This window comes from Acinetobacter sp. GN11 (genome assembly GCF_054823985.1).
The window spans coordinates 1-10,289 of sequence record NZ_JRVL01000210.1 but is presented as its reverse complement, the minus strand read 5'-3'; the positions used below and the strand labels follow the sequence as shown (position 1 = coordinate 10,289).

Annotated in this window: 15 protein-coding genes; 7 read left to right on the top strand and 8 right to left on the bottom strand. The window is 39.0% G+C overall.

Going from position 1 to position 10,289, the window contains the following annotated elements:
• Window positions 1-298: 298 nt before the first annotated feature.
• From NL42_RS16225 to NL42_RS16190, 8 genes are all read right to left on the bottom strand, one after another.
• Window positions 299-841, bottom strand: a complete 543-nt coding sequence (locus NL42_RS16225; protein WP_461313520.1) for a hypothetical protein — start codon at window positions 839-841, stop codon at window positions 299-301.
• Complete coding sequence (locus NL42_RS16220) at window positions 838-1,146, bottom strand: HNH endonuclease (RefSeq protein ID WP_461313521.1); 309 nt, start codon at window positions 1,144-1,146, stop codon at window positions 838-840. Before NL42_RS16220 ends, NL42_RS16225 begins: the two co-directional genes overlap by 4 nt.
• A 445-nt stretch (window positions 1,147-1,591) precedes the next feature.
• On the bottom strand, window positions 1,592-1,816 hold the full coding sequence (locus tag NL42_RS16215; protein WP_461313519.1) for a phosphohistidine phosphatase: 225 nt from the start codon (window positions 1,814-1,816) through the stop codon (window positions 1,592-1,594).
• A gap of 1 nt (window position 1,817) precedes the next feature.
• The gene (locus NL42_RS16210) at window positions 1,818-2,177 is read right to left on the bottom strand and encodes a hypothetical protein (RefSeq protein WP_461313518.1); all 360 of its coding nucleotides are present in this window, start codon (window positions 2,175-2,177) and stop codon (window positions 1,818-1,820) included.
• A 170-nt stretch (window positions 2,178-2,347) separates the two neighbouring features.
• A complete protein-coding gene (locus tag NL42_RS16205; protein ID WP_461313517.1) occupies window positions 2,348-2,821 on the bottom strand; it encodes a hypothetical protein in 474 nt (157 codons plus the stop codon).
• A gap of 363 nt (window positions 2,822-3,184) precedes the next feature.
• On the bottom strand, window positions 3,185-5,935 hold the full coding sequence (locus NL42_RS16200; protein WP_461313516.1) for a DUF5906 domain-containing protein: 2,751 nt from the start codon (window positions 5,933-5,935) through the stop codon (window positions 3,185-3,187).
• Window positions 5,935-6,426 (bottom strand): phage regulatory CII family protein, encoded by a 492-nt coding sequence (locus NL42_RS16195; protein WP_461313515.1) that lies wholly within the window; start codon window positions 6,424-6,426, stop codon window positions 5,935-5,937. Before NL42_RS16195 ends, NL42_RS16200 begins: the two co-directional genes overlap by 1 nt.
• A gap of 17 nt (window positions 6,427-6,443) precedes the next feature.
• Window positions 6,444-6,698 carry a hypothetical protein gene (locus tag NL42_RS16190; RefSeq protein ID WP_461313514.1) on the bottom strand — a complete coding sequence of 85 codons (255 nt, stop codon included), beginning with the start codon at window positions 6,696-6,698 and terminating at the stop codon, window positions 6,444-6,446.
• Between the two features lie 173 nt (window positions 6,699-6,871).
• On the opposite strand from NL42_RS16190, the gene NL42_RS16185 reads away from it, so the two are divergent.
• The 7 genes from NL42_RS16185 to NL42_RS16155 all read left to right on the top strand — a co-directional run bounded on the left by NL42_RS16185 (window position 6,872) and on the right by NL42_RS16155 (window position 10,152).
• Window positions 6,872-7,603, top strand: a complete 732-nt coding sequence (locus tag NL42_RS16185) for a hypothetical protein (protein WP_461313513.1) — start codon at window positions 6,872-6,874, stop codon at window positions 7,601-7,603.
• A gap of 88 nt (window positions 7,604-7,691) precedes the next feature.
• Window positions 7,692-7,922: a hypothetical protein gene (locus tag NL42_RS16180; RefSeq protein ID WP_461313512.1), complete on the top strand. Its 231-nt coding sequence runs from the start codon at window positions 7,692-7,694 to the stop codon at window positions 7,920-7,922.
• Window positions 7,919-8,080: a hypothetical protein gene (locus tag NL42_RS16175; RefSeq protein WP_461313511.1), complete on the top strand. Its 162-nt coding sequence runs from the start codon at window positions 7,919-7,921 to the stop codon at window positions 8,078-8,080. Before NL42_RS16180 ends, NL42_RS16175 begins: the two co-directional genes overlap by 4 nt.
• On the top strand, window positions 8,080-8,550 hold the full coding sequence (locus NL42_RS16170) for a hypothetical protein (RefSeq protein WP_461313510.1): 471 nt from the start codon (window positions 8,080-8,082) through the stop codon (window positions 8,548-8,550). Before NL42_RS16175 ends, NL42_RS16170 begins: the two co-directional genes overlap by 1 nt.
• Window positions 8,551-8,630: 80 nt before the next feature.
• Window positions 8,631-9,056: a peroxidase gene (locus NL42_RS16165; RefSeq protein ID WP_461313509.1), complete on the top strand. Its 426-nt coding sequence runs from the start codon at window positions 8,631-8,633 to the stop codon at window positions 9,054-9,056.
• Window positions 9,053-9,511, top strand: a complete 459-nt coding sequence (locus NL42_RS16160; protein WP_461313508.1) for a hypothetical protein — start codon at window positions 9,053-9,055, stop codon at window positions 9,509-9,511. Before NL42_RS16165 ends, NL42_RS16160 begins: the two co-directional genes overlap by 4 nt.
• Before the next feature lie 11 nt (window positions 9,512-9,522).
• On the top strand, window positions 9,523-10,152 hold the full coding sequence (locus tag NL42_RS16155; RefSeq protein WP_461313507.1) for a 3'-5' exonuclease: 630 nt from the start codon (window positions 9,523-9,525) through the stop codon (window positions 10,150-10,152).
• Window positions 10,153-10,289: the final 137 nt, after the last annotated feature.

The window sequence follows — 10,289 nt, the reverse complement described above, 5'->3', positions numbered from 1 at the left end:
TTGACAGCCTTTAGCAGCTGCCGAGCGTTCTGAATAGCCAGCCAAAACAGCAGCGGGTTCTTTTTTATTCCCCTGCAATCTTGCATGGGCAAACGCTTTCTTTCTTTTAGTTAAAGCCATTTTTACCTCCTAAGTGCAAAATTCTGGCAAGGTTTATCGAAATTTATCTATTTTCTAAAAAAGTTTATTTACTTCTTTGAAAATAGGAAAATTTTTTACAAATGAGAAAGGGGGGCGGTGTCCGCTAAGACCCAAAAAATAATTTTTGGATACCCCCCGTCATGTAAAAAATGCACCACTAAGGTGCATTTTTATTAATTTCTAAATGTTCCACGGTTGTTCGCTTTAAACCAATATCATTCAACTGCTCGTCACTCAACACTTCCAACGAATAACCAGAATCAAACACAATGACTTGCTTTCCTGCTTTCTTAAAAGCTTTAGATAGATGGTCTAACTCGTTTCGCATCTGCTCATGACTGTAGAACTTACGGAAATCAACCTTTGCTAAAACTAAAACAGCATCAGGATTAACCAACTTAAAATCCAATCCCAATTTGTATTCCAAGTCTTTAACCTTTTGGCTTTGCTCGTTGTATGCTTGGCCCTGCTGGATTAGCAGCTTGTCTTTAGACTCAAGCTTACGATGCTGGACAAGCCAAGCATCCCATGCAGCATTGACGACAACCGCAGCAAACTCATGATCTTTAGTTGTGCCCGACTCGACATAACACATCTGATCAAAACTGTAAGTCACGTAACAAAGCAAATGGTGTATAGATAAAACACTTAATTGAAATTCAATTGAGAGCTGTCGGAATTGATTTTTAATTTTATTCATCGCATACCTGCCTTGCTTTCAGCTAATGATTTCTTGTCATGGCATGGCTTGCACAATGACTGGAGGTTATCCAGATCATCAGTACCACCTTGAGCCGTGTTTACGATGTGGTCACATTCAAGCTCCATGGTTACACATTGGCAGTTGCAGCAAGTCCACTGATCACGCTCATGCACTTGTTGTTTAAGTTTGCGCCATGAACGACCACCACGGCCTTTACCATAATTCTTTTCAGGTTTTGGTAAGGTTGCATGATTGCTTTTAAGTGTTGGCAGATTTGATGAACCAAGTTTAGGTAATCGCATACATTCACCTTGGTATAAAAAAATAAGATTGCCGTCTTTCCGAGCTGTCAGTGTTTTTAGTTCAGCACCTGAACGCACCGCTGTGCTCACGCTTAAACAAAGCCACTGCTCCGCATCCTGAAAGGGATACCCCTAAAGAGTATCGGTTGGCTCAGTCAGTATTGTTGGGTATTGCTTTGTGCCGTCTTTCCGAGCTGTCATCTGTTACGTTTGCCCTTAGCGGCTTTTATGGTTCATTCAACAGAAAATCGTTCGACCAATATCGTGCTATGCCGTCCGAAGTACGTCACGCATCCCTTCGGCAGTCCTCACATTCGAATCTAAGTTCGACTTGTGGCGTGCTGTCCCATGACCTTATGGTTTCGCTTGAATCTCACAAGCTCGTCAGATGGGTTGCTCGTCTTTCCGAGCTGTCAACACACTACCTATTCGCTACCATAGGACGTTATGTATGTTCTTTATCTTTGATAAACCTTTGCCCTGCCTCAACCTCATCCAGATCGGCAAGGCGTAGCTGCCCGATGATTTGAACGCGTGGATGGTGTTCACCATTCCACAGCACCTTAAAACATGATCCTGTTTGAACCACCACACCAACCGCATCAAATCCGTTATTGATGTCATCGCGGTATACAACTGGATCGCCCAGCAATAACACTTCTTCAGACATTTCAATCCTCGACTAAATACAAATCAGCCTTGGTCGAAATAGGTTCCAGCACAACCAAGGGACAATCAGCAATCTTGCGTTCATAACAGCATGGGCACAGTGGCTGCCAATTGCTTTGATCCCAAAATAAAACCCGATCTGTTTTCGGGTCTGTTATATGGGCCACCTTATCCGCTACAGAGACAAAACCGCGACGGGAACAATCACTGCATAATTCATTCTTTGAAATAAATACTGCTGTGGCACCACGCCAAGTCTTTTCTTTGCTGCCCTTCTTGCTTGCCCGCTCTAAAACCTTATTGGCTTTGGCTGCCATCTCCTCTTGATGTCTCCAGTGTTCATCTCGGTCTTTTCGGCCCATAAATAATCCTCAAAAAAAGAGGGCTGTATGCTTTCCGAAACATACAGCCCTTTGAAATGAGGCCTAGGCCTCCAAGGAATTAACTTTAAAACTTACAATTCTTCATTATGGTGAAATGTAGATGAAAACTGTAAAACCTGTCAAGTTCTTTTTAATAAAAAAGCAATCTATCAGGTATCTTTTTTTAATTGATGCATAATTTTTGATTCAGCAATTTCATATTGATTGTCAAAAAACTCCTTCTTATCATCAATATGCTTACTCATTATGTTTTTAACAGTCATATGTGAGTACCCTGAAAATACTGCACGGTTACGTGTTGAAGGCAGATAATCTCCAGAAACCATGCAAAACTCAATTAAAGCTGTCTTAACAACTGGCAGGCGGTATTCAACTCGCAACCCCTTCCCACAAAACTCCTGATCAAATTTTGATGCTAATAACTCTGAAAATACCAAAATATTTTCTGGAGTATTTGCACCTAAGCATTTCAATCGAATTAAATTCTCCTGTAGTCGGGTCAATTGAGAATAGCTAATTGCTAAAATTACATCCTGAGCTGTATACAATGGCTTAGTATTATCAACTCTAATTGCTTCATAATTAACAGTTTTAGGGTTTAATAACCGTATTAAATTTTCCATTCAAATCACCACTTATTATTATCAGTGTGTACCATGTGTACAATCTGTTTATGATTTTTGGAAAAGGTAAACACTGGAAAGCCTTTATATATAAAGCTTTCACTTAAATGTGTACCATGTGTACCATTTATATAAAGTTCTCTTACGTGAGAATGCTTTTTTAACTGAGGTTTAAGGAGTGACTTGAGAGAATCTAAAACATTACCGATATTACATTTACGTATACGCGCACGCGCGCAAATGGTACACATGGTACACATAGGCTTAAAAGCATTGATATATAAGGCTTGCGGGCGTGTACCATTGTTTGAGATGCTACACATAAAGGTACACATGGTACACATAAGGCCTTGATTTTTATATTTATAGAGGCATTGGAACATTATCACCACCATCGAATGCCTTGTCAAATTTATCTATCTGCTCACCCAACCAATCCTGTAAAGGCGCATCCTCTGGAGGAACCCCTACAATAATCACCTTGGTTTGCCCCCTTTCGCCTCTAGGTTTACGCCAGTGTTTTTGATCTGGAGACGAAACAACACCATATTTCTTTGCTTCACCCATAAATCGCTTTTGGCTTACGACATGCTCATTTGTCCGCTTAGACCACTTCTGATAAGCATCATAGAGTTGCATGGACGTACAGCTCACATATGGAAAACTAGTTTCACCTGACATCCACTGCGTGACAAAGGTGTCATAACCCGCCTTTGTATATTCAATAATATCCCTTTTTGCCTCTGTCATTGGTGGCTGTGTATGTTCACTAAAACCTGTTAAATCAATCTGTAAAAGAGCAGTATAAAATGACTCAATTGCCTCTTTAGAATCCAAGTCTTTGGCTACTTGCGCCAGTAAATCAGGTGGCATTTTGTTTTTAGGATATAGTACTAAAAAGCGTCGATCATTTTCTTCGATCGGAAGCGGTTGAGTATGGTTTGACAGAAATACACAATTCATATGGTTCGCTTGGCGCATTGAAGCCAAGAATTTTTGATGAATTGATAATGTGCTTCCAGTAATTAAATGCTTAATAAAACCCATCATGCCATGCTTAGTTTTATTGTTTGATATTTCCTCAAATAAGAGAAAAAGAACATTATTGGCCCAATCACTGTATTGGCTATCTAAATCACGCTGATCTAGTGTGACGTGATATAAGCCATAAATTTTGCTCATTACTCCACCAAAAAACAAAGACTTACCTGCACCATGAATATTCCCGTGCATTAAAACAGAGGAAGCCATTTTTGCACCCTTATGCTGCAACGGGTATGCTAGCCAACGTAATAACCAGTTATAGGCCTCTTTTTCCTCCCCACATAAATGACGAAGTAAGTGAATGAAGCTTTTACACTTTGCATATGCGTCTTTGAGAGGTAAAAGTTGATCTGGTAAATCAGTATCAACTATGGCCCTAACCTCCAAACCAGTAAAAATATTTATCTGGTGCTCTTTAGTAGAATTAGTCGGATCAAAAACCAGATCAACATGACGAATCATTCTACGATGAGGTGACTTAGCCCAAATCTCATAATGATTTGGATACGCCTCTTTTATCGCAATATTCTTGATGCGCTCACGGTTAACCGTATCCCAAGACTCTAAAGTCCCCTCAAGGTGTACAAACCGACTTAATAAATCTGTTGCATCATTTGCATTTTGATCGTCAATTTGCTTCTTTAAAGCATCAGCATCAATCATTTTTCTCTTGGGATGTGCTTGCCAACGATTGGCAACTGATTTACCAACCATTTTTGTAAAGGCTAAAGATTTGATAACCTTCTTTTTGTAGTCATCCCAAATATCTGTTTTACCTTCAACAAGCATAAATCGACCTAGACACTTTTCTAATGAAAATTCGGGCCGTTCAAAATCAATAATTTCTCCCTTGCCCTTAGATAACGGCTCATTTTCTTTAGCCGTCTCATTCATTGGCGGTGCGAATTCAAGATGAAAATCATTTTCTTTATAATCAATAACTTGAGCACACTCCTCTGCACCTTTTTGGGACATTGCCCCCAAATCTTGGCTTGCCTGAGCGGGAGGGGTGCGGGGAGAAGCAGGAGTAATGGCCGAAGAATTAATTTTCTCTTCGATCTGCCTGCGCACTTCACTTAGCCCCACTAACTCATGTAAGTCATTAAAATCGGATGGATAAGAAGATGATGCTTGCGGCTGCCCCTCATTACCGTCATGACCCATTTTGCTGTTAACTGTACTAAAGTCGGGTAAAATCACCAGCCCGCCTGTGGCAGCCACAGCTTTATTCGCAGCTTTTAAGCCTGCATCTGGAGGATTACTGTGACTATCATCATCAGCACAATAAACAATTTGCACTTCTGGATACTTAGAGCGAATTGATATCCCTACTTTGTCCACGTTACTTGACTGGAAAGAAACAATAGTTGTGTAGCCTGTCGCCTCATAAATGCTTGCAGCCGTGGCGTAACCCTCGGCAATACAAACGATTTGTTTAGGTTCAACAATTTGACCTAACATATAAAAACATTGGTTGATTCGGCCCCCATTCAAATATGGTTTAAAGCCATCAGGATGAATTGTTTGCAAGTTCCAAATTTTCCCATTTATATCAAAAAGTGGAACAATCAAATGACCGTTTCCATTGATACGACAGCCAAAATTTTTGACCTGTTTACGTTCCAAATAAGGACAATCACGATCAAAACTACGCCACTTCGATTCCCGTTCAGCACGCTTTGCAGCAGTCTCGTTAGCCTTAATCTCCTCTTGTTCAGCCTTTAAGCGATCTGCTTCTGCTTTATCTTTCCAGCGTTGTTTATCGGCTTCAGTTATTTTAGAGTCACCAGATAACCCCAAAACCGCTCCAACTTCCTGAAGTACTGCTGAATAGTCCATATTCCTAGACTTTTCAATAAGCGCAAAACCATCACCCGCGTTACATTGGTTGCAGATCCATGTGCCCTTCCCTTGCTTGTCGTCACATCTGAAACGGTCTTTGCCCCCACAAATCGGACAAGGACCATGTTGATTTTTCTTTGCTGGAACCTGAATGGCAAAAGCTGGGAAAATTAAATCTTTCCAACGACCTTCGGCTGCTTCGCGAACCTGATCAAACCTTAGAGCCATTAGTCTTTCTCCATAAATGCTTCAACCATTGCATACAGATTTACTGCCACACGGATTAGATTTAAAACGTCTTTTTGAATTACAGCAGCTTCATCGTTAGTAATTACTTTATCTGCTATTGCCAGAGCGACCGATTGAGAAAGGTCACCCTGTTCACGAGCAAGCATTCCGATGGTTGTCATGAAATTGGCATCAACAAGCACCGTATTTTCAGGAAGTTCAAACCAAGCTGCATTTCCATGAATAGCGCAAACACTGTCCATAATTCGCTCATCTTTGGTCTCGGAAAGAATTGCTTCAAAGTGGTGAATATTTGCTTTATGGGTTGTGGTTGTCGGATTAATAGAGTTACGGAAAGTATTGATATTGAATCCGTTATTTTCTGCAATTTGAGCCATTAAGCATTCATTGCTATTTGACACAGCAGCTTTTAAAGCCTGCTCAAGTGATAACACAGCACGTTCACGACGTTCACTTAAAGTTAGATACATGTTTAAAATTCTCCATTTCAATCATGTTTTTGAACAAGCGATGCGGGTAATGTGTACCCAGCAAACCAAAGCAAGAGATTTTCTTTTTTTAGTTTTCCTTCGCTAGCTAATGCCAATGATTCAATTAATTTGACAGTTGGCATTGAATACCGAAATCGGAGCTTTTTAATGATGTATTTATCAGTTGTCCCTACTTTCTCAGCATATTTACGCAACTCTTCAGAATTCATTGAATCCACAAAACTTCTAAAATCAGTTTCATTTTTTGCCATTTTAAAATTCTCAGGTTCTAAACATTGCTAAAAGATACCTGTGAGGTTGCCTTTTGTAAACACCCATGAGGTTGCTATAGGTTCTTTTTTATAGAAAAAAACAACTTACTAGGTTGTTTGAGTTGAAGTTTTTTTAGTTGAAAATATTTATATAAATTGCCAAGGATTTAAAAATGTTGAATATCTTTGAGATTAGACGCTCTAATGTCTTAAGAATTACTAAAAGAATTTCACGTAAAAATTTAGCTTCCTTAATCGGCATGGAACGCGGGCTTTTAAATCAATATCTACGTGAAAAAAAGCCAAAAAACTTTGGTCAAGAAACGACTAACAGAATTACTACCGCCCTAAATCTCCCTGAAGGCTGGCTAGATCACTTGCAAGATGACAACGTCATAAATTATCTATTCAATGATTCTGGCGAGTTAGCGTCATTAAATGTCGCAGCCAGCGAAGACGATACTCAAAACAATGGGTTAGCCCCTGTAAATATTCTTAAAGATGAGTATAGAATAATTAAAGTATCTATCGGACTATTAGTAAGAAAGGGGGAGAATCTGGAAATCACGTCAAATTTAACCGAAACATACTCTGTTCATTATCCTGAAAATTTAAAAAACCCATTGGCTTTTTTAGTCATAGGCAACGGTCAAAGAAAACCTTTTAAAAATGGATGGGTTTTAATTTGTGAGCAGAATGCAGACCCTATTGAGGGCGAAGATTGCTTATTCTTTACAAAAGACAAAAAAGTTTACGTCGGCGAAGTATTATTTAATAAAGACGGATTTGTTGAAGTAGAAGATATTTTTGGAGAGCGAGAAAGTATAAATATTGATGAAATAACCAAAATTTCACCTATAAAAGTTTATATCGCACCTAGCCAAAAGATAAAGGGCAGCTATTAAATTGTAAAAATGCAACCTGTCAGGTATTGACAACCTGACTAGTTAAAAAGTAACCTCGCAGGTATCCAAACACCTGTGAGGTTTCTTTATGCCAAAAAACATCCAAAACAATACCGATTCGGTTGCTCAAATCAAATCAGCTATTGAACTCATTAGCGACGCTCACACTGGCAAACAGCTAGAAGAAGCTCGCAATACAGCTACAGCATTTATTGATGCTGCTTATGAAAGTGAAGACATCACTTTAAGTCAAAAGCATCAACTTCTTAAAAAAGTTCGTACTGCCTACCGTAACCAATACATAGGGGCAGCGCGATGAAAGTATCCCAAGTTGCTGTTTTCAATATTGCCCTATTTCTAGCATTTTCTGCCGGCACATTTCTAAGCCTGAAATATCGCACAACAACCTTAAACCCTGTAAGCGAGTCTATGGCTTACCAAGCACTATTCCAAAATAAGAATGAAGGAGATAAGTGATGATTAATGCCCCTAAAAAAGGAAATTTTAAAATCCAATTAAATAACCATGCTGAATTCCTTCAAGCTTGGGAATTATTTATCAAGCTTGGGTACTCAAGCGATCAAAAACCCTATACGTGCCCTTATCTTTACGCTTATGAAGATGGTCGTTTGTTATATGACTTCTTTGATGCACAAGGTGCTGATTTATCAAATCCTAATTCCGCAAATATGTGCTTCAGAAACCATTCAAACACTGAAATTACTTTAGACGAATTAAAGTTCGAATTAGAAATGAATGAAAAAGGAATTTCTACTGAAATTTCAAAAGTTAAATTTGTAGATGACGACATTTTTATAGGGAAATTCAAAATTTATCTTGAATTAGAAAGCATGTTTTGGTGCGTCGAAATCGAAGGCCGACCAGATCAAAGCTTTTCTAGCCTTGAATCTGCAATAACGTACTGCTTTGGGGAAGCAATGCTATGAAAGAATTTTTATCAGGTTTCATAATCCTAGCAGTTTTACTTGCTGCCTATTTCATTGTCAGTCGCTTGGAGGGCCTTTAAATGCTTATCTGCCCATTAAATTCGTTTTTGAAAAAAAGCCTAAACGATCAAGTTGAAGCTTGGTTAGCTCAAGGCAATGAAATCAAAATGCTCGCTCATGGTGAAAGTGGTCATGACTGGACTTTCAACAATCAGGCAATCAGCCCGCAATCAAAATTGCGTGAAATGATGACTAAATCCATCAAAAACCATAAAGCTAAAAAGGCCGAAAAGAAAAGTAATAAGCGAGCTACAAAAGCCGAAGTAAATGAATTAATTCGATGGCTAGGCCAGAGTACAGGACGCGGCATTCTATTAACTCAAAAGTTAGATTGTGCCCCATCGTTTATTTCACAAATTAAAAACTTCACCCGTCCTTGTTCTGCCGAGAATTATAAAAAGATCAAGGAAGCAATGTTGGCTATTGAACAGGATGAAAAACAATGAATAACGTTGAATTAGCTATTGAAGACTTTGTTAGCAAAACTCTCAATATTGAAGGGTTAACACTCAAAGAATTTGAGAAATCAGCAATCTCAAATGGTTTTTATTTCAAGCAGCAAGGCGGTGATGAAAATCACGGAACGTATGCAATTTTTATAACCTACAACGCCCACTCAGCAGCAATTACCAAATGCCATTGCGGTCATATCCACCGATTAGAAGACATGTGCATTAAATGCCATCCAGTAAATGAGAATTTAAAAAACCTCAGTATTAAATTTCCAACGACGTGTTCACTATGCGAATTTTCGGAATATATGGAAATACAAGTAGAACTCCAAAACGAAGGCTACTTATGGTCAGGCAAAGTTAAATGCCCTAACTGCTCAAATACAGGTGATTTGTTATATGCGGATGGCTATGCATTTATCAGCTGGGCTATTGAATTACCGTTTTAAGGAGAAAAATAATGAATAGATTAATGCTTGATTTTGAGACTCTAGATGTTGGTGAATGCCCTGTCATTTTAAGCATGGGTGCAGTTGTATTTAATGAAACGGGAATTGTTGACTGCATCAGCGAAAAGATTGATCAGCAATCATGCCTAGACCTTGGTTGCACAATCTCTGAAAGCACTATTGCATGGTGGGAAGAACAATCTGAGGACGCTCATAAAGCTGCTTTTGGCGGAACAACCAATATTGGCTATGCGATGGGAATGCTTGTTGGACTTTTCATGAAGCATGAATGTACTGAGATTTGGAGCGCTGGCTCACTCGCAGATATTCGATGGACTAATAATATTCTTGAAAAACTGCAAATGAAAAAACCATGGAAATTTTATCACGAAATGTGCTTTAGAACTTTCCGTGTATTTATGCCTCAGATTGAATTTGAAAAAAAAGGCACAGCTCACAATGCATTAGATGATGCGATCAACCAAGCGAGATATTGGATCGAAGCAACCAGACAATTAAAAACCATACTTTTTAAAGGAATGGATCTAGCGCTTATCGATGATAAGGATATCAGCATTGCAGTTCATTTCGATGAAAACGGCAAGATGTCTTTCTATCCAGTTGAAGGAGAAAAAGCATGAAAGTTCATCGTATAGTTTGCTGGTTTAGTTGTGGTGCTGCTTCAGCAGTGGCAACCAAGATTATGATCCAGCAAGCCTCTAAGATCTACCCAAATGTGCCTTTAGTAATTGCTAATAGCCCTATTATTGAAGAGCAT

Excerpts from the sequence above, each read along its gene's own strand:
- NL42_RS16185 (WP_461313513.1), top strand. The coding sequence starts at position 6,872 with ATGTTGAATATCTTTGAGATTAGACGCTCTAATGTCTTAAGAATTACT.
- NL42_RS16175 (WP_461313511.1), top strand. The coding sequence starts at position 7,919 with ATGAAAGTATCCCAAGTTGCTGTTTTCAATATTGCCCTATTTCTAGCA.
- NL42_RS16165 (WP_461313509.1), top strand. The coding sequence starts at position 8,631 with ATGCTTATCTGCCCATTAAATTCGTTTTTGAAAAAAAGCCTAAACGAT.
- NL42_RS16200 (WP_461313516.1), bottom strand. The coding sequence starts at position 5,935 with ATGGCTCTAAGGTTTGATCAGGTTCGCGAAGCAGCCGAAGGTCGTTGG.
- NL42_RS16215 (WP_461313519.1), bottom strand. The coding sequence starts at position 1,816 with ATGTCTGAAGAAGTGTTATTGCTGGGCGATCCAGTTGTATACCGCGAT.
- NL42_RS16180 (WP_461313512.1), top strand. The coding sequence starts at position 7,692 with ATGCCAAAAAACATCCAAAACAATACCGATTCGGTTGCTCAAATCAAA.
- NL42_RS16210 (WP_461313518.1), bottom strand. The coding sequence starts at position 2,177 with ATGGGCCGAAAAGACCGAGATGAACACTGGAGACATCAAGAGGAGATG.
- NL42_RS16155 (WP_461313507.1), top strand. The coding sequence starts at position 9,523 with ATGAATAGATTAATGCTTGATTTTGAGACTCTAGATGTTGGTGAATGC.
- NL42_RS16205 (WP_461313517.1), bottom strand. The coding sequence starts at position 2,821 with ATGGAAAATTTAATACGGTTATTAAACCCTAAAACTGTTAATTATGAA.
- NL42_RS16220 (WP_461313521.1), bottom strand. The coding sequence starts at position 1,146 with ATGCGATTACCTAAACTTGGTTCATCAAATCTGCCAACACTTAAAAGC.
- NL42_RS16195 (WP_461313515.1), bottom strand. The coding sequence starts at position 6,426 with ATGTATCTAACTTTAAGTGAACGTCGTGAACGTGCTGTGTTATCACTT.
- NL42_RS16190 (WP_461313514.1), bottom strand. The coding sequence starts at position 6,698 with ATGGCAAAAAATGAAACTGATTTTAGAAGTTTTGTGGATTCAATGAAT.
- NL42_RS16170 (WP_461313510.1), top strand. The coding sequence starts at position 8,080 with ATGATTAATGCCCCTAAAAAAGGAAATTTTAAAATCCAATTAAATAAC.
- NL42_RS16225 (WP_461313520.1), bottom strand. The coding sequence starts at position 841 with ATGAATAAAATTAAAAATCAATTCCGACAGCTCTCAATTGAATTTCAA.
- NL42_RS16160 (WP_461313508.1), top strand. The coding sequence starts at position 9,053 with ATGAATAACGTTGAATTAGCTATTGAAGACTTTGTTAGCAAAACTCTC.